Origin of the sequence: Bythopirellula goksoeyrii, assembly GCF_008065115.1 — a bacterium.
Classification (GTDB): Bacteria; Planctomycetota; Planctomycetia; order Pirellulales; family Lacipirellulaceae; genus Bythopirellula; species Bythopirellula goksoeyrii.
Genome location: NZ_CP042913.1, coordinates 3,560,475 through 3,586,352, shown reverse-complemented (window position 1 = coordinate 3,586,352; position 25,878 = coordinate 3,560,475). Strand labels below are relative to the sequence as shown.

Annotated in this window: 21 protein-coding genes; 9 read left to right on the top strand and 12 right to left on the bottom strand. The window is 53.1% G+C overall.

What is annotated here, in order from left to right:
- From gatC to hisN, 3 genes are all read right to left on the bottom strand, one after another.
- A complete protein-coding gene (gene gatC / locus Pr1d_RS14265) occupies positions 1 to 288 on the bottom strand; it encodes an Asp-tRNA(Asn)/Glu-tRNA(Gln) amidotransferase subunit GatC (RefSeq protein WP_148074162.1) in 288 nt (95 codons plus the stop codon).
- 53 nt (positions 289 to 341) lie between these two features.
- A complete protein-coding gene (gene rpmB / locus Pr1d_RS14260; protein ID WP_148074161.1) occupies positions 342 to 617 on the bottom strand; it encodes a 50S ribosomal protein L28 in 276 nt (91 codons plus the stop codon).
- Positions 618 to 1,136: 519 nt separating this feature from the next.
- Entirely contained in the window at positions 1,137 to 1,979 is an 843-nt protein-coding gene (gene hisN / locus Pr1d_RS14255; protein ID WP_238476503.1) for a histidinol-phosphatase, read from the bottom strand.
- Between the two features lie 186 nt (positions 1,980 to 2,165).
- On the opposite strand from hisN, the gene Pr1d_RS14250 reads away from it, so the two are divergent.
- From Pr1d_RS14250 to ccsA, 4 genes are all read left to right on the top strand, one after another.
- Complete coding sequence (locus Pr1d_RS14250; RefSeq protein WP_148074160.1) at positions 2,166 to 2,507, top strand: hypothetical protein; 342 nt, start codon at positions 2,166 to 2,168, stop codon at positions 2,505 to 2,507.
- 100 nt (positions 2,508 to 2,607) lie between these two features.
- Positions 2,608 to 4,233, top strand: a complete 1,626-nt coding sequence (locus Pr1d_RS14245; RefSeq protein WP_148074159.1) for a helix-turn-helix domain-containing protein — start codon at positions 2,608 to 2,610, stop codon at positions 4,231 to 4,233.
- 261 nt (positions 4,234 to 4,494) lie between these two features.
- A complete protein-coding gene (locus tag Pr1d_RS14240) occupies positions 4,495 to 5,598 on the top strand; it encodes a hypothetical protein (RefSeq protein WP_148074158.1) in 1,104 nt (367 codons plus the stop codon).
- Between the two features lie 143 nt (positions 5,599 to 5,741).
- Positions 5,742 to 9,299, top strand: a complete 3,558-nt coding sequence (gene ccsA / locus Pr1d_RS14235) for a cytochrome c biogenesis protein (protein ID WP_148074157.1) — start codon at positions 5,742 to 5,744, stop codon at positions 9,297 to 9,299.
- A gap of 45 nt (positions 9,300 to 9,344) precedes the next feature.
- Here ccsA and Pr1d_RS14230 read toward each other — a convergent pair whose 3' ends face one another.
- Both Pr1d_RS14230 and Pr1d_RS14225 read right to left on the bottom strand, forming a co-directional pair.
- Positions 9,345 to 9,755: a hypothetical protein gene (locus Pr1d_RS14230; protein ID WP_148074156.1), complete on the bottom strand. Its 411-nt coding sequence runs from the start codon at positions 9,753 to 9,755 to the stop codon at positions 9,345 to 9,347.
- Positions 9,752 to 11,362 (bottom strand): HEAT repeat domain-containing protein, encoded by a 1,611-nt coding sequence (locus tag Pr1d_RS14225; protein ID WP_148074155.1) that lies wholly within the window; start codon positions 11,360 to 11,362, stop codon positions 9,752 to 9,754. Before Pr1d_RS14225 ends, Pr1d_RS14230 begins: the two co-directional genes overlap by 4 nt.
- A 280-nt stretch (positions 11,363 to 11,642) precedes the next feature.
- Between Pr1d_RS14225 and Pr1d_RS14220 the strand changes: the two genes are divergently transcribed.
- The gene (locus Pr1d_RS14220; protein WP_238476502.1) at positions 11,643 to 11,906 is read left to right on the top strand and encodes a hypothetical protein; all 264 of its coding nucleotides are present in this window, start codon (positions 11,643 to 11,645) and stop codon (positions 11,904 to 11,906) included.
- Between the two features lie 51 nt (positions 11,907 to 11,957).
- On the top strand, positions 11,958 to 12,770 hold the full coding sequence (locus Pr1d_RS14215; RefSeq protein WP_148074154.1) for a TatD family hydrolase: 813 nt from the start codon (positions 11,958 to 11,960) through the stop codon (positions 12,768 to 12,770).
- 42 nt (positions 12,771 to 12,812) lie between these two features.
- On the opposite strand, the gene Pr1d_RS14210 is transcribed toward Pr1d_RS14215, so the two are convergent.
- The 6 genes from Pr1d_RS14210 to Pr1d_RS14185 form a co-directional block, all read right to left on the bottom strand.
- Positions 12,813 to 13,874: a hypothetical protein gene (locus Pr1d_RS14210; RefSeq protein ID WP_210417711.1), complete on the bottom strand. Its 1,062-nt coding sequence runs from the start codon at positions 13,872 to 13,874 to the stop codon at positions 12,813 to 12,815.
- A gap of 161 nt (positions 13,875 to 14,035) precedes the next feature.
- The gene (locus Pr1d_RS14205) at positions 14,036 to 15,361 is read right to left on the bottom strand and encodes an alkaline phosphatase family protein (protein ID WP_148074153.1); all 1,326 of its coding nucleotides are present in this window, start codon (positions 15,359 to 15,361) and stop codon (positions 14,036 to 14,038) included.
- Positions 15,354 to 16,193 (bottom strand): sugar phosphate isomerase/epimerase family protein, encoded by an 840-nt coding sequence (locus Pr1d_RS14200; RefSeq protein WP_148074152.1) that lies wholly within the window; start codon positions 16,191 to 16,193, stop codon positions 15,354 to 15,356. Before Pr1d_RS14200 ends, Pr1d_RS14205 begins: the two co-directional genes overlap by 8 nt.
- Before the next feature lie 50 nt (positions 16,194 to 16,243).
- Complete coding sequence (locus Pr1d_RS14195) at positions 16,244 to 17,161, bottom strand: UbiA family prenyltransferase (protein WP_148074151.1); 918 nt, start codon at positions 17,159 to 17,161, stop codon at positions 16,244 to 16,246.
- Entirely contained in the window at positions 17,161 to 18,027 is an 867-nt protein-coding gene (locus Pr1d_RS14190) for a sugar phosphate isomerase/epimerase family protein (protein ID WP_148074150.1), read from the bottom strand. The genes Pr1d_RS14195 and Pr1d_RS14190 overlap by 1 nt, the downstream gene beginning before the upstream one ends.
- Positions 18,028 to 18,157: 130 nt before the next feature.
- A complete protein-coding gene (locus tag Pr1d_RS14185; protein ID WP_148074149.1) occupies positions 18,158 to 19,381 on the bottom strand; it encodes a class I SAM-dependent methyltransferase in 1,224 nt (407 codons plus the stop codon).
- Positions 19,382 to 19,627: 246 nt separating this feature from the next.
- Between Pr1d_RS14185 and Pr1d_RS14180 the strand changes: the two genes are divergently transcribed.
- Positions 19,628 to 20,509, top strand: a complete 882-nt coding sequence (locus Pr1d_RS14180) for a DUF6690 family protein (RefSeq protein WP_148074148.1) — start codon at positions 19,628 to 19,630, stop codon at positions 20,507 to 20,509.
- A 66-nt stretch (positions 20,510 to 20,575) separates the two neighbouring features.
- Here Pr1d_RS14180 and Pr1d_RS14175 read toward each other — a convergent pair whose 3' ends face one another.
- A complete protein-coding gene (locus tag Pr1d_RS14175; RefSeq protein WP_210417710.1) occupies positions 20,576 to 22,093 on the bottom strand; it encodes a serine hydrolase in 1,518 nt (505 codons plus the stop codon).
- 336 nt (positions 22,094 to 22,429) lie between these two features.
- On the opposite strand from Pr1d_RS14175, the gene Pr1d_RS14170 reads away from it, so the two are divergent.
- Together Pr1d_RS14170 and Pr1d_RS14165 are read left to right on the top strand one after the other, a co-directional pair.
- On the top strand, positions 22,430 to 23,326 hold the full coding sequence (locus Pr1d_RS14170; RefSeq protein WP_168205230.1) for a GNAT family N-acetyltransferase: 897 nt from the start codon (positions 22,430 to 22,432) through the stop codon (positions 23,324 to 23,326).
- Positions 23,327 to 23,418: 92 nt separating this feature from the next.
- Positions 23,419 to 25,860, top strand: a complete 2,442-nt coding sequence (locus tag Pr1d_RS14165; RefSeq protein ID WP_148074145.1) for a PSD1 and planctomycete cytochrome C domain-containing protein — start codon at positions 23,419 to 23,421, stop codon at positions 25,858 to 25,860.
- Positions 25,861 to 25,878: the final 18 nt, after the last annotated feature.

Below are 25,878 nucleotides of genomic sequence, written 5' to 3'. Positions count from 1 at the left end.
CTAACCTAGCACGGGGGGCACCAGGAATGCTCGGTCGTTGTGACGAGGTGCGTTTGCCAATGCCTTCTCACGAGGCAGGCTCGCCTCTACTTCATCAGCCACGAAGACATTGTGTACCTCAACCGCGTGAGCCATCGGCTCGACCCCTTCAGTAGGGACTTCACTGAGGTGATCGACGTACTCCACTATTTGGGCGAGTTCCGTTGTAAGTCGATCTAGCTCGGCGTCGCTCAATTGCAGGCGTGCCAGGAGCGACACTTTTTCAACATCAGTGCGAGTGATTGCCATCGCCCTTCTCTCGCAAGAAAAGTAGTCGGTTCAGATACTCACTACAGAACGGCCTAAGAGACAGCCGGTGCATCAGGGACCTTGAACGGGGCCTGGCGAACGATCTTGGTGACCGATCCGGATCGAATGCACTGCGTGCAAGCCAAAATCGACTTGTGAGTGCCGTTTGGGGTGCTTATACGAACCTTCTGGAGATTCGGTTTGAATTGTCGGCGCGTAATTCCCGTGATCTTCGTACCGACGCCGCCGAGATACTTTCGCTTACCGCGGATCGTTACCGAGTTGCCGATTTGTGGGCCTTTGCCGCAAACTTCACATTGTCGGGCCATCGTTCTGGTCCTTCGTATACTGAAAAACAGTGGTCTAAGTTGATTTTGGGTAAACCGCTCAGTATACCGATCCCCGCAACCGATGCAACCGCTGTTGTGGACAGAAGTTAGGGCCAGTTTGAGCCCCGAGTACAATCCCTACTCCACAGAATGGCTAGGCTCACTCCTGCCATAGCCAGTAACAGTGTGCTTCTAGGTTCTGGAACCGCAATTTGTGAGCTAATAAGAGGAATTCCTGAACCGAATTCCCGCTGCCAGATCAAGAAATCGCTTCCATCGGAGTCGCCGTCACCGTCCGCATCACCAACCGCAGATGTGCCATAGGCCGTTTGCCAGACGTCGAAATCTGGACCTCTGCGACCTGCGAAGTCGTTGCCAAAGACGCATATTCTGCTTCTTGACAAATGAGATGCGGATAAGCTTCGACTGACTGTATCTTTCAAAAGTTGAAGAGAAGAATAGACGAGGCTTAAACTGCGATGCACGTTGCCCACTAGCGAATGTGTGAGCATACGGCCACTACTTTGCTAGCATTTCCTGCACGGCCTCTGCCAGGGCAGCGTTGGTCGCAACCGCCTCACCACTATGCACGCTTGCCTTCCCTTGCCAATCGAAGAACTTGCCCCCCGCCTCTTCGATTATGGGCTGCAACGCAGCAGCGTCCCACAGGTTCATCACCGGGTCGATCATGATCTCCGCCCTCCCTGTGGCTACGAGCATATAGCCAAACGCGTCGCCCCAAGTGCGTGTCACACGGCAGGCGGCGGCCAGGGCATCGAACACCCCTCTGCCGTCCGATTTACGATCTTTCGTGTAGGAACGAACGGAGGTCGTCAAGTAAACAGCTTCCTCCAGTTTTGCCACCTGAGACACTTGGCAGCGCTCAGGAGTGCCGCCCTCAACAGTGTGCCAACTGCCGTTCCCCTTCGAGGCATAGACCATCTCATCGACAGCCGGAGCATAGATCACTCCCGCCATCGGAAGATCGTCATGCATCACTGCCACAAGCGTCGTAAAGAGCGGCACACCGCTGATAAATGCCTTCGTTCCGTCGATGGGATCGAGCACCCAGCAGTAGCCGCTTGACCCTGGTGTTTCGCCAAATTCCTCTCCCAGAATTGCATCGGAGGGAAATCGAAGCGATATTTGCTCTCGGAGCAACTTTTCGGCACCCTGGTCCGCTAGGGTTACTGGGGACCCATCTCCCTTGCGTTCAACTGCCAGATCGCGGCTGCGAAAGTGTTGCAAAGTGAACTTTCCAGCCTGACGAGCGATCTCGACGGCGAATTCCAAGCGTTTTTTACTGTTTTCAGAGGCCATGGAGCCTAGACTAGCAAACCATCCCCGGAACGCAATCCGCATGCTTTCTATCCGGCAGTTCTAGCGGTTATTCGGTTTTGAGCGAATCTCAGTTTGAGTAAATTCAGGCAGCATAATAGGATGGGGCGAAATTTCCTTGAACCTGGGGGTGTGGCTTTTAGAATGAATAGTAGGAGTTGCTCCCCAAACCGAGCCCCGCTGGGGGCGATTTGAACAGGAGGTCGTGCAATGTGGCAAAGGATTGGCGTCGGAGTCGCGTCGGTTGGATTGGGTTGGTTCGCTTTGGCGTTGCTGTGGAATTGGCAGCCAGCCAATGCGGCACCGATTATGCCAACCGGGATGGCGGGCGATGGACTTATCACCCACGTACAGGATGTTGACGGTCGACCCCTGAGGGTCATCGTTATTGATCCCGCGGCGCGGGTGATGGGAGTTTACGACATCAGTCGTGAAACAGGAGAAATTCAATTGAAAAGCGTTCGTGACATGAGCGCCGATTTGCAGATGCTGGAGTTCAATAGTGGAGCCCCTTCACCGGCAGATATCAAGAATTCGATACAGAGGAAATAACTAAGGAAGAAACTTTTACTATTTAGCTCGTTTGCTCACATGGAGGGTACAGCGCCGAGCCTAACGGAGTCCAAGCTTTCTTGGAGCCCAAGAGGTCTCGATGGAACAGAAGTTTTATAATTTTGACGAAGCAGTTGAGAAGTTGGGGATTTCTGCGGAGAAACTCAACGAGCTCCGTGAGAGCGGAATGCTACGCGCCTATCGAGACGGCTCGAGTTGGAAGTTTCGAGGAGACGAAATTGAAGGTATGGCCCAGGATGGAATTCCAGACGTCCCACCTCCGAGCGACATTGGGCTCGTTGATCCCGAAGAACTGGTTGCAGCCGAACCTCTTGAGGACCTAAGTGAGGTCGATGATCTCGAACTTGGTTTAGCTGATGAGGATGATGAAGTCGATTCGAAGTCTGAGCCAGATGAATCCGCGATTTCGCTTCCCTTGGAAGATACAGACACGCTTTCGGCCAGTAGCGAACTCGAACTGGTCGATCCAGATGATACCGTAACCGCGGAATCCAGCTCAATTGAATTGGAGGATCCAGATCGCTCGCATGATGCCTCGGACTCAATCCTGCTCAGTGAGGAGGAGTTGGGTGAATCTGTGAGTGGTTCTTTGAGTACAATCATCGGCCGTAAGGAACTTGAGTTAGAGGATGCTGATCTTGAATTAGAATTGGCTGATGATGTGACGGATGACGACGACACCAAGCTCTCTGCCCCCAGCGAGGCGTCAGATATACACTCTTCGAAAATATCCGGATCGGGTGTGCTTGATGACGACAGTGAGGATCTTTCGAGTGCCAAACGCAAGTTTGAAGATCTTGAGGAACTAGAAATTGATCTTGCCGCCGAGTCGAGCCTCGCTCTCGATCCGAGCGATCTTTCTGATGAGTCAAGTAAGTCGAAAAAGTCGCTGGTCGAAAAAGAAGGCGAGAGCGACCTAAAACTCGACGACGAGGAAGCCGAAGATGATGCAAACATGGGTTCGACTGACGTACCCTTGGAAGAACTGTCCGGAGTCTCACTACAGAGCGATGAAGGATCAGATGCGGAACTGGATTTGGCGACGGATGACGACCTGATACTAGCCGACTCAGGGGGAAGTGATTTGACCCTCGACAGTGGCGATAGCGGAATCAATCTCGTGTCCCCCTCGGATAGTGGACTTGCGCTCGATGACATCCCCTTGGACGTGGGAGGCTCGGCAATTCTAAGCTCGTTATCGCTGGAAGGTTCCGACCCTGAGATCTCGTTACTAGGAGGAGAATCAAACCTATCGAGCCTCGCTGGGGAATCTGGCGACCTCCAGACCGATGATGATTTTCAGCTTACTCCTTTGAGCGAGGGAGGGGCTGATGATGGTGACAGTAGTTCGCAAGTCATCGCCCTGGACGCCGATCTAGGTGCTTTTGAGGAAGAGGCGGGGGGGTTGGATGCCGATGCATTTTCTGAAGAAGCTGATGAAGGGGTCGTGTTGTCCGAAGACTTTGGTGACGCCCCAGTTGGTGATATTGGCATGGGGGCCTATGCGGGCCCAGTGGCAGTTCCGGCTGCCGAGGGTCAATACACCTTAGGAAACATCCTGTTATTGATGGCTCCGGCTATCTTACTCATCTTAGCTGGCATCATGATGCTCGACATGGTTCGCAACATCTGGAGTTGGGACGAGACCTACAGCCTCAATAGCTCGATGCTCGAAGCACTCTTGGGAATGTTCGGCCTGAACTAACCAGACATAAGAAATGTAACGCGGAAAAACGCTGATTCTGCGGATTTTCGCAGAGAGGTCAGGTCCGAATCTATCACACTAGAGTTTCAGAATGTCTCTCATTGCTGTGTAGTTCTTAGGAATTAGATCCGCGTTGCTTCTCGGCCCATTTCTTCAATGCCGCTTCGCATATGTGTGGCTGCGTTCTTGCAGAGATCGAGCCAATCCGTCAAGCTGGAGGTTGTTCTTAAACCTCTCAGCTTCCCTCCAGTGTACTCTCATATGTTTACTGCCCTCGCCCGATGCTCAGTTCTCTTCTTTTTGTTTTTGGCATGTGTAGCCTGTCAGCCAAATGAAGAAATCAGCACCTACACCACAGAGCGAACATCTGCTCCGCGTCCTCCGTTCAACAAAGAGGAAGTTGCCAGTCAACTCGACCATACCTTGGCAGCCATGTTACCGGTGGACAAGACAGTCTGGTTTTTCAAGTTGGCTGGACCCGCTGAAGCAGTTGCTCGGCATCGCGACGAGTTCAATAGGTTTCTCAAGACCGTCGAAAAAGGAGATTCGGCAGAGAGTCCACTTGCTTGGCAAGTTCCCGATGGATGGTCCGAAAAAGGACCCTCCCAAATGCGTCTTGCTACCATCGTGGTCCCCGATGAGAAGGAGGATCTAGAAATCGCCATTTCCTCGTTGCCTCTTTCTGGTCCCTGGGACGAGTATGTCGCCCTCAATGTGAATCGCTGGCTCGGACAATTGAGTCAGGGTGAGCTATCCAAGCAGGCTATCCTCGAACAGACTAGCAAAATAGAAACGGCCACCGGTCAGGCTACCGTTGTCGAGCTCTCAGGCATCCTCAAGCAGACTCCTACGATGAATCCACACGCTGGGATGACAGGAGGAGCTAAGAAAGCGGCCCCTCCCAAATCCGCTCAGGCCGTGGCTCCCCCATCCGCCAATGCGGGGTTCACTTTTGAGACGCCTGAGGGCTGGCAGCCTGGCAAGACCTCCATGATGCGGAAGGCAGCTTTCAACATCGGCACAGGTGACAAACAAGCCGAAGTCACGGTGATCCCGCTCCCTACCTCGGCAGGCCCTCAGATTACGGACGTACTGGCCAATGCCCAACGCTGGGCCTCTCAAGTAGGCTTGCCTCCCGAGACGAACCTCGAAGAATACATCGAGAAGACCGAAATCGATGGTAATGAGGGGAGCTTTATTCGCCTCGAGAGTCCTGCAGAGACCAATCCCCAGGCTACCATGCTGGTTGCAATGGTCGAACATGGCGAAAAGGTCTGGTTCTTTAAGATCGTTGGCAATTCGGAAATTGTAGACGAGCAGCAGGACAGATTCGAAGAGTTTCTTGCCTCAGTTCACTTTGAATAGCCGTTACGTCGCCCATCTTAGAGCGGTATGCTAGAGGGCGAACTCCATAGAGGTAGCCTCCACCTGAAGGTGGGGTTTTGCCCGCCATTTAACCCCCGCCTTCCGGCGGAGGCTATTAAGTCAGCTTTACTCCGGATACTGTTGTGGCAACTACTGAAATCCAAGATTATCGAGAAACCATTCCCCCCCACATAACAACATCGCAAACGGCCCGCAAAATAAGCCTCTTTGCAGAAATAATCGCTGGGTTTGCCTCGCTGCGCCTGACCGTGGTTCTCTTTGCTCTGAGTATTTTCCTCATCCTTGCCGGTACGCTAGCGCAAATCGACCACGATATTTGGTTTGTCGTCCATCGCTATTTCCGCACATTGGTTGCCTGGATTGATGTGCAAATATTTTTCCCGCGTTCTTGGGACATCGCCGGCGTTTTTCCGTTTCCTGGTGGGTGGACCTTAGGGGCCCTCTTGGGGGCTAACCTGCTGGCTGCCCATCTCACACGATTCAAAGTTAGTGGCTCGGGCAATCAACTAAGATTTGGAAGCGGTCTGATTGTCGTGGGCATACTGTTAACCTACGCGGCTGTGCAAAGCGGATTAGGTGATAATGTCCGAAGTGAACTCTCCCCTCAGTTTTGCAATGGTCTATGGCATGCCCTGAGGGCAGCTTTGGGGGCCTCTACCTTATTGTTTGCCTATCGACTTGCCTTGAATTTCCCCAATCGCGCCAAAACAGGTTCCTCCTGGTTGTGGTGGCTTGGGGCGGCGACTTGCACCGTACTAGTCGCTGTGACGCTCTGGTTGTTCATCCATCCAGAAGCACAGCTTGACCCTTCAGGACTGCGAATCCTTTGGCAACTTATCAAGGGCGCAGCAGCTGGACTGGTACTCTTGGCCGGCTGCCGGCTTGTCTTTGGGCAGCGTGCTGGGATCGTGCTTCTGCACGGCGGGGTTGGTCTGTTGATGTTTAGTGAATTGCACACAGGCCTCACTGCTGAGGAAGCCCGCATGCAAATTGCCGAGGGGCAAACCGTCAACTACGCAGAAGACATTCGCAGTGCCGAGTTAGCCATCGTCGACAAATCAGGTCCAGAGAAAGACAAAGTGACCGTGGTCCCCGTGTCGATGTTACGGGCGGCTGCTGACTCGGGCGAAATAATCGAGCACCCTGCCCTCCCCTTTGCCATTCGCGTGACCGAATTTCTACCCAACGCGGTAACACGACTTGCACAGCCTGGTGAAACGACCCGCGCAACCGAGGGATGGGGAACCATGCGGATAGTCGAGCAGCGTCCCAAGAGTACTGGTGCCTCGACCGAGCAAGCGGTCGATCTGCCGGCCGCGTACTTAGAATTACTTACCAAACAGGACCATGAGCCTCTAGGCACCTATCTTACGTGGGCCTTGCCCTCATCGGCAGCCATGACTGAGAGTCTTGAAATTGATGGTAAGCCGTACGAAATGCAAATGCAGTTTAAGCGGATGATGAAACCGTATTCAGTGGAACTCTTGGATTTCCGCTTCGACCGGTATGTCGGAACGGAGACCCCCAAAAACTTTTCCTCGGAAGTTCGTCTGACGGACCCCGCCAATCACGTCGATCGCGAGGCGAAAATCTGGATGAATAATCCCCTCCGCTATGGTGGTGACACGCTCTATCAGGCCGACTGGGATAAGGAAACCGAACGTGGCACCGTCTTGCAAGTGGTTTCCAACACCGGATGGATGATCCCCTACGTCGCTTGCATGCTGGTCGCGGCCGGGATGTTGTACCATTTTGGTCTGACCTTCACTCGCTTTGCCAATCGCAAGACAAACGCTGCAGTGTTGGCAGCACGCCAATCACCAATGGAAGTACTTTCCGATTGGCGTTCTCCGCAGGTCTGGATTCCTGCGTTGGTACTGCTCCTCTTTGTAGGTTGGGTAGCCGGACGGGCGCGTCCCCACCAGCTTCCGCCCACGGAAATGCAGATATACGAATTTGGCAAATTGCCGTTGGCCTACGAGGGGCGTATCCAACCGTACGATACGATGGCTCGCAATATGCTGACAGTGCTCTCCGGCAAGGGGGAAGTGGATCAAAGCCCGAAGGTCCCTGCTATCCGCTGGTTGCTTGATGTAATTGCCAATACCCGCGCCGCTCAGGACTACCGCATCATTCGCATTGAGAATCTCGATGTGTTGCAAACGCTAAATCTCGAACCTCGCGATGGTTTTCGATACAGCATCGCGGAATTGGCAGAGGAAAATGAAGAAACCATGAAACAGTGGAAGTTGGCAATGGAGGTCCCGGAGGCTCAGCGTACATTTGTCCAGCAGAAATTCTTGGATTTGGCGAGAAAGCTTGTCCTTTATCGAACTTTGCAAAATTCCTTTGCATCACCCGCCGTGCGTACGGATTCTCGAGAGAATTTGATGGCGGATCTTTCCAGGCTTGGCCAAGAAATCCAAGCTCTCGACCCCAAAAGCCCCCGCGCTATCCCCCCCGCCACACCTGAAGAACCCTGGCAGATCATGCTTGCGGCCGAGGCGAATTTCATTGTGGACAGCATTTCAGGAAAGCCTGTGAATGAAGCGATCCCCTCCCTGCGCGCCGTTCTTGACGCCTACCGCTCCGGCGATTTGGAAAAGTTCAATTCGTCGGTTGCCTCCTATCAAGAGCTGGTTGCTGAGCGGTCCGCTGCTGATACAGAATTCGCCGCCAAGCTTAATGATAATCCCGATGCACTCTCCCGAAAGACCGCAGAGATTCTTGACCTAAATCGCATCGACTATGAGGCCTACATCAACCAGTTTAATCCTTTTGTACTTGCCATGGCCCTGTATCTGGTGTGCTTCGTCCTCTCGGCCTGTTCCTGGCTCGGCTGGACGGCAATTCTCAACCGCAGTGCGAATTGGCTGTTGTGGTTCACGTTCTTGCTGCATACTTATGCCCTGGGAGCTCGCATCTATATTTCTGGTCGTCCCCCGGTGACAAATCTTTATTCTTCAGCCGTGTTTATCGGCTGGGCCGCCGTCCTTTTTGCGTTGGTCTACGAGCATGTCTACCGTCGTGGGCTAGGAAATCTGTTGGCGGCAGTGGTCGGGTTTCCCACCCTGTTCATCGCGTACAACCTGGCCGGCGACGGCGATACCTACATGGTCTTGCAAGCCGTTCTGGATACCCAGTTCTGGCTAGCCACCCACGTGGTCTGCATCACGCTCGGTTACGCGACAACCATCTTAGCCGGCATGATGGGCCTGGTTTATGTTTTCATGGCACTAGTGCTGAATCGGCTGGACGCCGAAAACCGGAAACAACTCATCCGCATGATGTACGGCACAATCTGCTTCGCTCTCTTTTTCAGCTTCGTGGGGACCGTCCTGGGTGGCCTCTGGGCCGACGATTCCTGGGGGCGCTTCTGGGGTTGGGACCCAAAAGAAAACGGTGCCCTAATCATCGTCCTCTGGAACGCCCTTGTGTTGCACGCTCGCTGGGGCGGCATGCTGGCTCACCGCAGCCTGGCCGTGCTGGCCGTTTTTGGAAACGTGGTCACAGCTTGGTCTTGGTTCGGCGTTAATCTGATGGGAGTTGGTCTACACTCCTACGGTTTCACCGAAGGCCGCCTAAAATGGCTCGTGCTATTCGTTGCTAGCCAATTGGCAGCGATGCTTCTGGGTGCACTTGGAAGGTCTCCAGGAGACACAACTTCCCAAGAGGCATAATTGAGGCTTACCCAAGAGACGTGCCGCTACGCGGCTGACGGTCATCTAAAACAACCGCTCGCGAAGTTCCACAATTCGAGCGGCTTCGGCTCGCAAATGCTCCGGCAATTGATCCGGGGAAAACACGCGAGGTGAAACAAACACCTCGGCAGGCTGAGCCAATTGAAATGCAACTGCCAACTTACTCAGCAACTTTTGAGTGCCCTGGTCCAACTGATGGGCCTGACAGAGTTCGCGAAACAGCTTCTGCGAATCCGTACATGGCCTTTCCAGGTCATTTCGTCGGCGATAGGCGACGAAGGCAGCGACTAAGCCCACAACCAGTAAGAGCCCTGCCACATACGGGACAAAGTCCGCTAGTTCCATAGGCGGACCTGACCGGCGGAAACCATCACCAAGGCGCTCCCATTTAGAGAACTGAGCGAACAAGCCGACGGTAGCAAGTGTTTCAATCATTGTCGCGCCTCCACCAGATCTGGTGATGTGGGCTGCTCAAAACTGCCAAACACGGCTAGGCTATTTCTTGCAGCATTCTGCACGGTTCCGCTGCGGTCGAGGGCAGCTATCTCAAGTGCTGCCTGCACCTCGGGTACCGGCCAATACTTGAGCGCCTCTGCCGCTGCGGCACGTACAACGTGGTCATTGTCAGTGAGCAGCGTTAGCAAGTCGTCCACAACAAACGGTACCACCTCCAAGAGCTGTGCGATTTCGATCGCCCGTAGTCGGGGCTTGACCCCTTGGGCAGAGAGTTCATTCTTCAACAGCGCGAGATATTCCTCATCGACTCTTTGCACAAAACTTCCCGTAGTCTGGCGGGCTTCTTCGCTCAAGTTATCGTAATTCTTGACGAAGTTCTCGAAGGAGAATTCAGCCAATGCCTCGCGCGCCGCGTTGCGAACTTCTTCATGGGGTCCATCGAGCAGATCTGAAAGCAACGGCATCGTGCCAGGTATGTGCCGGTCTCGCAATTGCCGCGTGGCAGCAGCCTGCACCGGGGGCGAAGTGTCGTAGACAGCTTGCAGAATCAAATGATTGGTATGGTCGCCTGGAAACTCCGCAAGGGCCTCGCAAGCAGCTGCTCGTCCTGCTGGCTCGCCCGCGAGCAGTAGCTCCTCGAGTGAATCGAGTACTGCATCCGGGGAAACGCCAGAAGCGCTGAGCATATGGACACACAGTACTTGGTCTGCTTCGCAAAACGTCGAAAGGCGATTCGAAGGGACATTAAGCCACGAAAGGCTCCGCAGCCTCTTGAGACTTCGAGAGAGAGGTGTTGACTTCGCTTGATCGCAATACTCAAGCATTCGGCAAATGAATTTGCGGTCGGTACGATAGGAGACGATGCTCAAGATGGTTGCCGGAACCTTTTCGCCTTGAAGCATCTTCAATAGCAAGTCGATGACCGCGGAGTTGGCGCTTGACGCAAATGCATGCGACATGTCTTTGAAGCACGGGTGATGCGGGTCGTCGAGGATCGTGAGGAGGAACTCGTCATTGGATTCGCAAATCTGCGAAAACGCTTCCAATAGCTCTGGCCTCTTGTGATAGCGATAGCGTTCCAAACTTCGCTTAAGGCATTCGAGGACGCTCTTGCGATATACGCGCGGATCACGAGTCTCGTTTTGCTTTTTAGTTTTCTTTAGTAGTGCGCTCAGCCTTTCCGTCAGTCGCAGTACGAGAGCAGCGGCCTCTTTGGCGTGAGGACTCGTTGTATGTTCGGAGAGAGCTACCAGGTTAGGAACGAGGTCATAATCTTCAATATGTTCAACGACTTGACAGGCGTTTGTGAACAGCAATGAATCCTCACTCAGTATCGCATCACGAAGGGCCCCCGATATTCTGCTATGCGACTTAAGTATCAATTGTCGCTCGGGCTCACCCAATTCGTGCCAGCGCTGCAGAACTGCCGTATGCGCTTCCTTGTTGCGACGAGCCAGAATCGTCTTGAGTGACTCGATAAACAGCGGTCCATTTTCCCATTGAAATGCCGTGAGAAGCACCTCATTGGCCGACTCGTTGCGACTGTTGGCTAGGACTTCAAAAGTTAATTCAAGAGGGGATTTCATGTCGATTCTTCTCAATGCGGTGGTAACCGTAGTGAGGTATTCGGAGTTGTGCCAAGAGACGGTTTTAGCTAACAAAAGAGTAGGTTGCACTCTGGCCCGGGAAGAAGGGCCGAGCAAAAAGTGGTGCTGAAAATAGCTATTCCAAACTCATTTGGCTAGACTGAAGGGTTGCCATCGCACCTGACACCGTCAAAATTGATATGATGCGGATAATGCTGCCGCTGGCACAGGAAATTCGTCACTCCTTATAGGTCTTTAAACGTGCAGGAATAACTTCTAAATGCCTGAGAATATGTCAGCCGAGACTCTCTTGGAGCAGGAATACCTTCCCACCCGAGCGAAAATCCTCGAAATCGCCGCGACTCTGGATCGTGTTGCCCGAGGCGATGAGCGGCTATCGAGCGACCCACGTGTGAAACAGCTTCGATCAGCTCTGGAAATGCTTTTGGACGATCAAAGCGACCGAGCAGCGCGAATCCAATTGTTGTTTAGCCGCCCCTACGATGAAAACTGGTCTGATACGCTACACATGCCCAAGCGTTAGACAATTCTCAGTCCAATCAACCGATTCCTAACTCTCCCCATAAGAAGCAGCGTGTACTACATCGATCCCCATATTCACATGGTTTCCCGAACCACGGACGACTACGAAACGCTTGCCAAAATGGGATGCATTGCCCTGAGTGAACCCGCCTTTTGGGCAGGGTACGATCGAGGTAGCGTCGACGGTTTTCGCGATTATTTTCGCCAGCTTACGGATTTCGAATCCTGCCGAGCAGCCAGCTACGGCATTCAGCATTTCACTTGGCTATGCATCAATGCGAAAGAAGCCGAAAATGTTGAACTCTCACGCGAAGTGATCGCCATGATCCCCAAGTTTCTCGATTCTCCAGGCGTGCTAGGTATTGGAGAGATCGGACTGAATAAAAACACCCGCAACGAAGCAGTCGTGTTTCTAGAGCACATCGATCTAGCCATGAGGACCGATGAGCAGATCCTGATCCATACGCCTCATCTGGAAGACAAGTATCAAGGTACCCGCATGATTCTGGACATGCTCATGGGGGATAGTCGCATCAATCGGCAGCGTGTGCTAGTCGATCATGTCGAAGAACATACGATCCGCCCCGTGCTGGAAAACGGCTTTTGGGCGGGGATGACGCTCTACCCGGTAAGCAAATGCACACCGGCCCGAGCTGTGGACATGGTCGAAATCTACGGTCCCGAACGACTCTTGGTAAACTCTGCCGGGGACTGGGGCCCGTCCAAACCGACCGCAGTCCCCGACTTTATTTTAGAAATGCGGCGCCGCGGTCATAGCGAGGAGCTCATTCGTAGGATCGTCTACGACAACCCAGTCAATTTCTTCGGCCAAAGCCGCGGTTTCGATTTCAAACCACCCTGCTGATATTACTTGTGGTAGCCGTCCGGGGAAGTCCTCGGTTCTTAACTACCGATTCGAAGATTTATTCGACCGATTGGCAGTCTGCTCTTTCATCTTGGCGCGACGCTCAGCATTGCGGATGTCGCGTTGGATCTTCCGCTCCACAAGATTCTCAATCCGCGACGAATTCACCACGTACAAGGCAGGATCATCGATCAAGAAAGGTGTCGACCAGGTCTTGCCATCACTGCGATTGCACGAATTGAAAAAGAACGTGCGGAATCGCTGTGCAGAGAATCCGTAGGGGAATTGCGACGTGATATAATCTGCCTGAGTAAGGTCTTCAACGCCTGGTTTGGCATAGTAATGAATCATACCATCGGGTGTCACCGACATGCCCATAGTCCACCAGCCAAACTCTTCCACGGGAATCTCCTTGCATCGCACATCGTTGCCACGCGTATCACCGCGGTAGGTCAAGAAGGCGGAATCCTCTTTAGCTCCTTTGCTTCCTTCGCTGCGAAAATGAATCCACAGACCGGGCCAATAGGGTTCTGCCTCAGTGACGGTACGCGATCCGAACAGCCCTGCTCGCTTTGTCTCAGTCGTTGTGGTCTGAGTGCTCAAACGGAAGCCAAAATGGGGTCCGGTACGATTTTCCCACTCGTCAACTGGTGGCAAATAGATTCGAGCAACTGCACTGGGAATCTCACTTACGGGAACCCCACCGATTCGGGCCAGACTATTCGCGACAAAGTCGTCTTGCTCTGTCTCGAAGGTGTTGTAACCCGGGATGCCGGAATTCAAAGTGCGCAACAAAAGTGCATGCTTGCTACCTGGAAGACCACCTGTCGGAGTCGGCACGATCTGCATGTGATCTGGCTGTCCTCGTTCTGGGCCTTCCACCCACCGACCATTCGTCGAATAACCAGTTGGCGAGCGTAATTGTTGATCTTGCTCGCGGGAACTTTTTGGAAACCTGTGGACAAAGCTCCACTCAGTGTCTTCGAAATCGTCTCCAACATAGTCGATTCGCGCTCCCGTACCTGGCACAACGGGTCGTGCCGCCAGAGCAGAAGAAGAGAGCAACAAGGCAAAACAAATCGAGCAAACAAGTGTGTGTTTCATGGCAGGATCCCGGCGAGGGTCAAGAAGGGGTCTTTATCAGAGCGCTGTGGGGAAGCACTTCTGTTTAGAGGTATCGGAAGGGTGCCGAGTGAAGATTCGGTCCAAGCAGCACAGCTGAAATAGCTTTCCCAATCCGCAAGGCTTAGCCATGCAGTGCTAGCTTAGATGCCAAATTGACGCAGAACGACGTCTGCCACGTCGGTATCTGCCAGAGGTCGTTCGACGAAAACGCCTCGTTGAGACGAAAGCAACACCCCTCGCTGCTCGGCAGTTTTTGCCGGCGCACCATGGCTGCCCTTTACTAGGCTCGCGTCCAGAGGGATACCTTTGGCATTGGGATCCCAAAACATTTCGACAGGATCGTAACCCGGTTTGCGGTGAATATCGACCGCGCGAGCAAAACCTGGTGCAAGACAATCGTCCAGCCACCAATAGTATGCTTGCCAACTGTTTGGTTCGGAGATGACTACCAGATCACCAGAGAGCGGATGTTTAAGATCAACTTTCTCTAGCTCATCATGGCTTAGCACGTCGGCAATGCCATCGCAATTGCTCAGCAGATCAAACACCTTGCGGCAGACCTGCGGATCATGATCCTTAACAAATACATGCGAAAACTGATGATCGACCAAAGCCCATGCCCTACTTGCCCCAAAGTCGAGCTGCTCGCGGCCTTCTTCGAGCCCAACTGTGAGGAGACCTGCCTCCCTCAGCATTCGATTGGGATAGGACACGTGCTCAACCGGTGTGATCACGTATTCGCTAGCCACCAGCCACAGCGGCTCACTCCCCTGATAGGCTCTTGCAAACCCTTCGTCAAGCCGACCGATCTCGGAATCCAAATCGCCCAATGCTCGCACCGCGGCCGGGCTGTCAGGGCCTTCTTTCTGAGCCGCATAGTCCAGATGCGCGAGATAGGCATAAAACAAGTTTGGTCGAAACTTCTCGGCGGCCTCGATTGCCGTGGTGACAACCCACTGGGTTGATTTAATGTTAGCAAAAGGCCCCCAAAAGTGCTGTAGAGGAAAATGCCCATGTCTTTCCAGTAGCTCTGTATAAAGCGGCTCGGGCTTGGAATAGCACCAGAGGGATTCGCTCCCATCGGGATTATGTTTCGGCGCCGGCCAGCAAACGACGTCGGCACCACAGCCAACGCTGTGCAGCGGAAACCAAGCTGCCGCTGTAAGTCGCGAGTCGTGCCCATGCATGATGTCCCAGAGTTGTGGCCGCTGAATACAGCTATTGGGCGCAATCCACATTTCACATTCTTCTTTGTCGCGAAAATAGAAGCCATTGGCCACTACGCCATGTTCATTCGGCGGCAGGCCTGTCGTCATATTCGCTTGGACACAGCATGTTACCCCGGGGAAACTCGGCACCAATTCTGCACAATCTCCACCCTCGGTGAGTGCGCGAAGGCGAGGCATGTGTTCTAAGTCTTTTCTACGTAGACCCGGCACGGAAAGTAAAACGACGTATTCAGGCATGGTTATCGATCAGGGGGTTGAGGAAATCATACGCTTGTCTTGCGGCAGTAGGGCCCAGATGGCTATGGCGACTCAGTTCCACATGCAGGGGGCCATCATACTCAACTTCCTTTAATGCGGCGACAACCGACGGGAAATCTATTTCACCCTCGCCAAACATCAGGTGCTCATGCACTCCACGGTGCATGTCTTCGATGTGTATATTGACGATTCGCTCGTGCCACTCAGCAATGACATCTGGAATGGAGTTCTCTTCCAGGCAATGGACATGCCCTACGTCGAGGGTGAGCTTCATGAACGGCGAATCAATCAAGGTGAGAAGCTCTGCATATCGGTCCATCCTGTCGATCAACATATCAGGCTCTGGTTCAAACCCTAGCCGCACTCCATGCCGTCCTGCATAGTCGAGTACCGGATGCAAACTCTCCGCCAGATGTGCCATGCCGTCCGCCGCAGTGTCTCCCACAGGCAATACACCCGACCAAAGCGAGACGCAGTCGCTTCGGAGCGCTGCTGCAATATCGACCGCATGGCGCAAGAATTCAACACGTAGTGGTCTCCCCTCCCCTTTCGAGCAAAGCAACGTCGGTTGATGCTTATGACGAGGATCTAAGAGGAATCGGGCCCCTGTTTCGATCGTCGATCGCAAGTTGTGTTCTACCAGCAAGTCGCTTATCTCACGGAGTTCGGATTCAAAATGGGGATCGTAGGGATTCAGTGCGGCATGATCCAGCGTGATGGCCACACTCCGGTACCCAATCTCTGCTAACAGTTCGATTGCCGCAGGCAAGCTATGGTGTGCCAATCCATTTGTGTTGTATCCAAGGTACATTCTGAGAATCTCCGCCCGTGTTCTCTCATCTCACCGAGTCGATTGTACACTCAAGTCTGACCAGTCCAACGGCTAAGCAAGCGAACCGGCAGGAGTAGCAATAAAACACAGAATCCCGCTGACCACCCTGCCGCCAATGCACTTGCCGCCGCATCTAAAGGGATAAACATCAAGATCAGTGTCCCGACAGTTTGACGAATGCAACTTTGACTCGGATTGGTCAACAGTTGACGTGCGAGCAAGAGTTCAATGATTAGCAGCAAAATACAAACCCCAAACCATGCGACAACTGGAATTCCTAAATCCCCAATTGTGAACGGCAAAGCTGCAATCCATGCAAGGCCCGCAATGACCACTCCGATACCTGTAGTTAGTTCGATATGTTTAAGCGAACCTGCTTCGCTGCGAGAGATTAGTGTCAGACCGTACGTGTGGAAGCAGACTCCTCCCACCAAGAAACCCGCCATGATTACTCCTCCAACAAGCGAAGTTGCAATACTGGCACCCAAGAGTACATTGAGTCCCCTGCAAGTACTCATGGCCAAGGGCCCCCAACTTGTCGATTTCTCCCACGCATTGTAACTCCAGATTTTCCAAGACAATGCAATAGCGAACATAATCGGTAGATATTGGCCAATCGTTACACTGGCGAAAAGTGCTGCGATGTTTCCTCCCCCAAGCAATACCAAACCAACCCAATAGGCATTCTCTTTGCTGATTCGCCCCGAGGGAATCGGTCGCTCCGGACGCTCGACGGCATCCAACTCGGCATCAAACACATCATTGAGTACCATCCCCGCTTCGTAAAGACAAACCGAAGAGAGAATCAGCAACAGTAGTGGCCCCAGTGGCTGCCAATCGCGCTGCACGAGCAAAAATCCCGCGATGACGTTTGACATCGCGGTAAACACATTGGCCGCCCGCAACAACTGCCACCACGCACGCCAATCGATCCCAGCGCGCGACATTAAAGAACTGGCTCCGCCAAGCCAAGGGATTGCATCGTCTCGCTTAAGAAGGCATGGGCCGCACTCGCCGCTTCATCTGGGGAGTCAATGTAAGGGTAAAGTTCCACGGTGAGCCAACCCGAGTAACCTGATTGGGCAATAGCCTTGAGTGTCTCAGGGAAATCGATGGCCCCATGTCCAGGAATCAAATGTTGATGCACGCGAGTAGGGGCGATGTCTTCGAAGTGATAATGGCGAGTATGCTCCGCCATCTTTGGCACCCAATCTTGGGGCTCTTCGCTCACACAGTAGGCATGCCCCACATCGAAATTCAGTCCGACGATCGGGGCATCCACACGTTCGACAAACTCCAGATATTCATCAAACCGTTCAATAAACAGTTCCGGTTCCGGCTCGATCAAGAGTCCCACGTCGAGTTTGCTTGCCTCCTCCACACATGGCATCAACTCCTCGTAAAAAATATCAGCCGCCCCCTGTCGAGTTTGATCGTCCGTAAGCAAGCCCCCAGGCTCGGTCGTGATATGCGGTGCTCCCAAGTCAGCCGCCAACTGCAGAGCTCGCTTGGTATGCTCCCGCCGGATAGCACGATAATGGGGATCGGGATCTGTCCAGCCCGGATGCCAATAGGGCTGACGAGGGTCCGCGACGGCATTCATCATAAATGCGTTAATGTTGGAAATCGTAAGGCCCTGGTCAGAAAGTGCCTGTCGAATCGCCTCCCGGCGTTCTGGAAGTAGCCCTGCAGGCCAGGCATGAGGAACATCTGCCAGCAATTCGATGCCACGATATCCAATTGCCGCAATGCGACGGATCGTCTCCTCAATCGAAAACTGCATGTAGGCATTGGAACTAAAAGCAAGCTTCACAAGAGACTCCGTTTGAATTTCCCCGAGTAGCCCTCGCCGAAAGGGGGGCTTGCAATCTGTAACACCCCCCCGCCTTCCAGCGAGGGCTAGTAACAGAAATAACGTTCATTCTGAAAATCAGCAGTAAATTCTACTCAGAGACATGCCCGTCTGTTACCCCTGTCGCTTCGTATCTCTCAGCCAAAATTGCGATTTCTTTCTTTCGTTGCCGTGTGACGAGTAACGTCGTGTTCCGGTCGCCGACCAACTTAAGTCGCTTCCGAAGTTCCTCGGGGCTCGTCGAAACACCCCTCGTCTTGATCTCCAACTCTCCAATACCCAGCGATTGCAAATATTTGGCCAGTTTCGGCACTCTGAAAGGCAAGGCATCGATCACTTTAAAACAGCTCGTCAGCGGAGAATTGCCGGCATGATTCGCTGTCAGATAGGCTTCCCCAGGAAACAGAGCCTCACATCCTAGCTCCACCGCCAACGCACCGGTCAATCTTGAAGCTCGAATAGAGGGATCGGTGTCGAAAACATAATCAGAGATGCTTTCCGCCAGCGGTGCCTCACAAAGGGGATCACCGACAAACGATGCCGTCTGGAACTCCAAGCCTTGATTTTGAATGACTGTAGCCCGTCTCATACCAGGGGATTCTGCCAATTCACCAAACCAAGCCACCAATTGCCGGCAACTTCTCGCGCGAGTGATCCATTCCAATTCAGCCTGCTCTTGCCAGTTGTGTGATAACACGGCAGCAGGAGCAAACTTTATCGCCCCATGAGGCGAGGCTTCCAGCCAGCTATCAATCGTACTCTCACTGGGAGAATGGAACTCTGGGTGTGTCGAGCGGCGGCCATCCACGCGGCGGTCGGGATCGAGATGCCATCGAGAGCCGATTGTTGGCGGACACTCTTCAGACGTTGCAGTTTTCATAGATGCCGACTTGTCTAGTTTCCAGACGCGGAGATTCGCATCCGCTAGAATCGCCATGATAGGATCCCGGTCCACACCGACAACCGATCCTCGCTCGGCAAGAGCTAACATATCGCCACCAATACCGCAGCAGTAATCGACGATCTCGCCCCCTTCGGAGAACCTCTGTGCTTTGTGTCTGGCGATGGAAAGATCCGTCGCCTGCTGAAGGGCACGGTCCGTAAAAAACATCTGCCTGGCAAGCGAGCCAAACTTTTCGGAGGCTTTTTCGCGCAAGCCTACTTGCTCGACAACCAGCCGAACACGCTCTGTGGAGAGCGACCTACGCAAGTTTTCGACAAGCCGATGCGACGGCAGGTCGGACTCGGCTGCCGTTGTGATCCATGGACGTGCCTCATCGCTAACCAACCAGTGATAATCGGAAAATTCAGTCAACTTTTCCTCATCGAATCAATAGAGGCCATGATTTGGAGTACAGATCGCCTGTAGATGCTATTCACGCTGATAAAACCGATTCCTAGGAAAACTCGCACAACTCCCGTCAAGCAAGCTGGATGGCAGGACTCGCTCGCCGGGAAGCACGGCACAATTTGTGTCGATAAATACTTATGGGAACGGATTCCATTCCAGAGTCAAGTCATCTTTGCCAACAAAGTAGTTCCCATTTGAGGTCCGACCGCGATGTTCTCCCGCGTCTTAGGAATCCCCGTGCTGCTCGGGGCCGCTGTCGCCATTCCCTATGTTCAATCCAACGGCACCAAGAGTATTGCCGATTTGTGGGAAGCCACGCAAACGAGTTCTGAGGTAAACACCGATAGTGAGCTAACAGGAACAGCACGAAACCGAAAAAGCAATCCTTCACCACAAGGGCCAGGTTCCGAACTCTATCCGATCGAGACCCCTCTGGAAGGAATCGAAAGCATCTCACTCGATCAGGTATTTCGTTTTGATGTGACCAAAGAATGGGTTTATCAACATTGGGCACGCAAGTCGACCGCCCTCTCCGAATTAGGATTGTACGGAGTTAGGATTCCGCTGGTTACTGGAACCCAACTCACGGATATCGCTGGTTCGTTGACCTATTTCTTCGATCCTTCCGGGCGGGTGCAAAAAATCACGTTTAAAGGGAACACGGGTGACACTACCCAGTTGGTGATGCTGGCCGTACGTCGTTATGGACTCCAGCCGCAATACAATATAGTAGCAGGGGAGCAGTTGTTCCAAACCAAGAGTGACCGCGGCGTCATAAGCGAACTTAGAACCAAGCCTTCTGCAGTCCTTTGGTCGAGTTCGCCCCACAATAGTTTTGCCGTTGATTTTCAATTGCAGCCTCCCGGTGCGATGACGCCGCTTCCGGTCCAGCAAGCACCGCTTCCGGAGGTAAATACTCCGACCGAACCACAGCTAACGGCCGAAGAAGCAGCCAAGAAGGCCCACGAAGAAACTGCAGCAGAGCAACTGGCTGCCAAGAAGGAACTCCAGGAGTCTTTCAATCGATTCTTCCCACGCAGTCGGGTGCCAGAGGAACAGATCAAGAACCTGGATACCCTCGAGAGGTATTAGCGATTTAGGGTAATAGAGGCACTGCAGAATGTCTTCTGACGCTGGGATGCTTACTTTGCTGCTTGTTCACTTCTCGGAGGGAGAGCGTGAAAACGTTCCTAGGCCATTGATATCAAGGTTTTCCACGGTGACAGTAGTAGCTTGGAGATTTGTCCCGATTCGGAAAGTCACCGCACTTAACCCGCTTGCCATTTCTCCCGCGGGCTTATAGATAAAAACGTCGCGGTCCCGATGACGTAAAGGGAACAGAGTCTGCTTCGGGCCCATGCTCAGTTGTAGTGCACCCTTACGGTTAGAAACCTCAATTTCACCGAAGTAAGAATTGCGATATGTACCCACATAGGACTCCGCGGACAGAGGAGGAGACTCTTCGGTGGGTCTCTGTGAATAGTCGGTAGCCGGTTCGGCCGTAGATTCAATCAGGCCGGTAAAAAACTTCAGCCAGTCTCTCTCGACCTTGCCAGTCTGCACCAGATCGAGATAACTCGCAGCGATCGCTTCGGCCGCACCGATCGGAGCGGCGTTTGTCAGGACAACGATCCCGAGGTTTTCAGCCGGCAGTAAATTGACGACGGTCGCTGCCCCCATATCGAAGGCTCCTGAGTGCCCCAACATAATCCGGCCTCCGTCGTTGTAGCTAACATTCCAGCCGAGCGCATACCAGCCAGCCCGATCCGTAGCCGGGTTCTGTGGTGGCCGACTGACAATCTGGGGGCGATGTGTCTCATCCAGGGCCGCGGCTGCGACTATTTGCTTGCCATCAAACTGGCCCTCGGCAAGTTGCAGTCTCATCCACTGGGCCATATCTCGGACCGTGGAACTTACCCCACCTGCTGGTGATTGCGCGTCGGGATCGCGGACGTGCTTCGCGACCCATTTGCCATCGACGCGGACGTGCAGTAATGCCCGGTTCTCAGCTGACTCAAAGTCTGCAAACCGAGAGCTAGTGGAGTTCAGGCCAAGGGGACGATAGAGCTTGTCCGCACAAAGATCTTCCCAGGTCGTACCGGCTGCCCGTGCCACAGCCACTCCCGCTTCAGAGAATCCGAAATTCGTGTACGCATATTGAGAGCGAAAGTTATTAGCAGTATCTAGGTATCGCAATCTGCGAAACACTTCAGCCTGCCCGTAGCCGAGGTCTTCCAGCAGGTCCCCTGCGTGGTCCGGCAGGCCGCTACGGTGGCACAGCAGGTCCCGAAACGTTACTTCTCGTGTTACCCAGGGGTCGCGCAATCGAAAGCCTGGATCGAAGTCGATTACACGGTCGTCCCAGTCAATAAATCCCTCGCCGACCATTGCAGCGAGCACCGTCGTGGCAATTGGTTTGGAGACCGAAGCGAGTTGAAAAACCGTATCGGCATTGACCGAACTCGGATGACCCGACTGCCGGACACCAAAGCCCTTGAGATAAACCACTTCGTCCTGGTGGACAACGGCAATCGCAATGCCAGGTACCCCGGTCTTTTGCCGAGTCTGGTTGACAACTTTTTCCAGTCCGGAAAGAGCCGACTTGACCTTTTCGGGAGACAATTCTGCTGCCGACGCGGTCCCAATTGACAGTGCAAAGCATGCGAGAAATGCCACTGCGGAACACCCGGCTATGCTATTTATCTTAAGATTCTTACCCTGTTGCCAGTCGGACAAAACCTGTTTCCACCGCTCAAGAAAGTGAAGGCCTTCGAGGAATCTGACAATTCTCGATTGGGAGAAGCCCCTAGTAAAGTTGATTTCCATGTTGAAGAGTCGTGGGTTTTCTTTGGAAGGGAATGAGAGCCGAGTGCCCCTGGGGAATCAATCACTCTGGGCCAATCGGCCCTGTACTGCAAACTTCGGAATTGCTCGGAAGGTCGATTGACTGTGAAATAGTGATAGTCTCAAGCTGAGCTAAACGTCAACAGCAGAATGTTTTATGCTGAGTCCATGAGTCAGATTGAAATCTACCGTTGTCCACTTGCCGAGAGTCAGGAAGCTCTGCGTTGCCTTCACCATGGAATTTCTGCGGATCAACAAGATGCCCTGGTTGCCACTCTCGAGCAACTGCGCAGGCAAGATGCGATCGCATTGGAGAATTTGATCATTGCGAAGGAGCAAGACCAAATACTCGCAGCCACCTGGGTGCAACCAGCACCTGGCAACACGGCAATCCTTTGGCCTCCTGATTTCACTTCGCCTGCAGCCTCGGAATTGATGCGATTCGTGGATGGCATCCTCAACGAATGGCAAGTTCCTCTAGCACAGATGGTCATCGGTTCGTCGGCAGAGGTAGATATCGAAGCACTTGCCCTGGCCGACTTCCACCGACTGGTAGAACTAGACTACCTCTCCCTGGAGCAGCCTCAAGCTGATCCTAAGTGGCCTGCAAGCACTTTGCACTTCGAACCAGATGCTGCAAAACATCCAACACGTTTGCATGACGTTATTCTGCAAAGTTACGAGGAGACGCTCGATTGCCCACAACTCAACGACTTGCGAGATCCCGAAGACGTGGTTGCCAGCTATCGGGCACAGGGGGAGTACAAAGGCGAAAACTGGTTCCTGGTTCAGTCAGATCGCACGGACATTGGCGTACTAATTCTTGCAGACCACAATGACGGCAAGGTACTCGAGCTAGTTTATATGGGAGTCGCCCCTAGGGTGCGCGGCCGAGCTTTTGGTGAGCATATCCTTCATCATGCCATCCGCTGCGCGGCTAACACTCAAGCAGAACGCTTGGTATTGGCCGTCGACACGCAGAACAACCCCGCACAGGCAATGTACCGCCGCGCTGGTTTCACGGCATGGGATCGCCGCACTGTCTATGCCAGAGTCGCAGATTAGGGAATTATGTAGCCAGACGATTGGCTGGAAACCTCCTGTTTTGTGAGCTAATTCTTGGATGCCCTTCCGTAATTAGCTATGATAGAAGGACTATGATTTCTCATCACAAAGTCTCGTCTGCGCTCACTCTGGCCATTGCCTTGACCGGGATTTTTCTCCATGTCGCCTGGGCACGATCTAAGGAGACTCAAAGCTCAATAGAGTTTTCCCACGATGTAAAACCGATCCTTGCACGTAGGTGTTTCGCCTGCCACGGACCGGAAACTGCCGAGTCAGGTCTCGCGCTGCACGAAGCTCAAGCGGCATTTGGTGAAATCGATTCAGGATTGCAGGCGATTGTTCCAGGCGACGCAGATGCGAGCGAACTTTTCCGGCGTATTTCGTCGAACGACGATTCAGAACGGATGCCACCCGAGGGAAAACCTCTTTCGTTGGAGGAAGTCGCTGCGATTCGCCAATGGATTGATGAGGGCGCGAATTGGGAAAAACATTGGGCTTTCGTGCCGATCTCTCAGCCGACTCCTCCGGAAGTGACGCAGATTGGCTGGGTCCGCAATGACATTGATCGCTTCATTCTTCGGAGGCTGGAATCTGCCGGACTACAACCTGCGCAGCCAGCTTCGAAGCGAGTCCTTGCCAGACGAATCTACTACGATCTCATCGGCCTGCCGCCGACTCCCAAACAACTCGCCAAGTTTCTCGCCGACTCTCGACCGGATGCATATGAACGACTGGTGGATGAGCTGCTTACCTCGCCTCACTATGGCGAGCGGTGGGCTCGTCATTGGCTCGACGTAGTCCGCTATGCCGAGTCAAACAGCTTCGAACGCGACAATCCCAAGCCAAACGCTTGGAAATATCGCGACTACGTCATTAAGTCTCTTAATGACGACAAACCTTATGACCAATTTGTCCTCGAACAACTCGCTGGCGATGAGCTACCAAATGTCACCGATGAAACGATGACTGCCACGGGATACTATCGACTCGGCCTCTGGGATGATGAACCGGCCGATCCCGTACAGGCATTAGCCGACGAGATGGACGACATCGTTTCAACTACCGGGCAAGCTTTCCTAGGTCTGACGGTCGGCTGTGCTCGTTGCCACGACCACAAAATCGATCCTTTTCCGCAGGCAGACTATTATGGCTTAATGGCTTTCATGGCGGACGTAACCACTTATGGTACTCGAGCTGATCAACAGACGAATAATCAATGGAGCGTCGCACCGCCAAAGATACGCAAACAGCGAGATACTCTCAGAGAAAGCAAGCGAAAGCTAGAAGACTCCAAAATCCAATTGGAGGAACGAGCAATCCAACGGATGTCGGGGGCGATCCAGCAATTAACTGAATCAGAGAAACGAGAAGAAGTACTTCGCGAACATTTAAGAACCCACTTTAAAGGGCAAGAAGAGCAAGATTACAATAGGACCATCGCTAAAATTGAAGCATTGGCGAAGAAGCTGGAAAAGCTTGGACCCGATAACGCCGTCCTTGCCCTGGCTCGCACGGACCCTTCACCTCCAGTGATGCGTATTCACCAACGAGGTAATCCGCATGTGCTGGGTAATGTCGTTGTGCCACATTTCCCCGAAATCTTTGGTGGCTATGAGCCCAAGATCCCAACATCCAATGACCAGTCCGGCTCGGCAGGACGCCGCAGAATACTCGCCAACTGGATCATCTCGCCAGATAACCCACTCACTAGCCGGGTTGTTGCCAATCGCGTGTGGCAACATCACTTTAGTCGAGGCATCGTTCGATCGCCAAACAACTTTGGCCAACTCGGGATTCCACCTACCCATCCCGAATTACTGGATTACTTGGCGACTTATTTGATAGATCACAATTGGCAACTTAAGCCGCTGCATCGTTTGATTCTCACTTCGAATACCTACCGCATGTCGTCTAAGGCAGACCCTGAGTCTCTTGCTGCAGATCCTGAAAACAATCTCTTCTGGAGGTTTGATATGCGACGGTTGAGTGCCGAGGAAATCCGCGATTCGGTGTTGTCCGTCAGTGGTAAACTGAACGACTCACTTCATGGACCGAGTGTTTATCCGCAACTTTCTCAAGAAGTTCTGGCGACCCAATCACAACCTGGCTTGAATTGGGGCGAGTCGAATGCTCAGGAGCGATCGCGGCGAAGTATTTATGTTCATGTCAAACGTTCGCTTCTATTGCCCCTCTTGACCGCGTTTGACCTACCTGATCCCGACTCCAGTTGTGAAGCGCGCTTCAATACCACGCAACCAGCCCAGGCATTCGCATTGCTCCATAGTGAGTTTCTGCATGAATCGGCGGGCGACTTAGCCCTTCGAGTTCAGAGCGAAGCGGGCACGGAATCAAAGAGGCAGGTGGCTCACGCGGTCGAATTGGTACTTGGCCGCGAGGCAACTATCGAGGAGATTCAAGACGGCATAGAACTGATTAACCTGATACAAAACGAACATAAACAGGATGCCAACGAAGCACTCCGCTACTATTGCCTCACACTACTGAACCTCAACGAATTTATCTACCTTGACTAGCTGCTTGCGGCCTAGCGA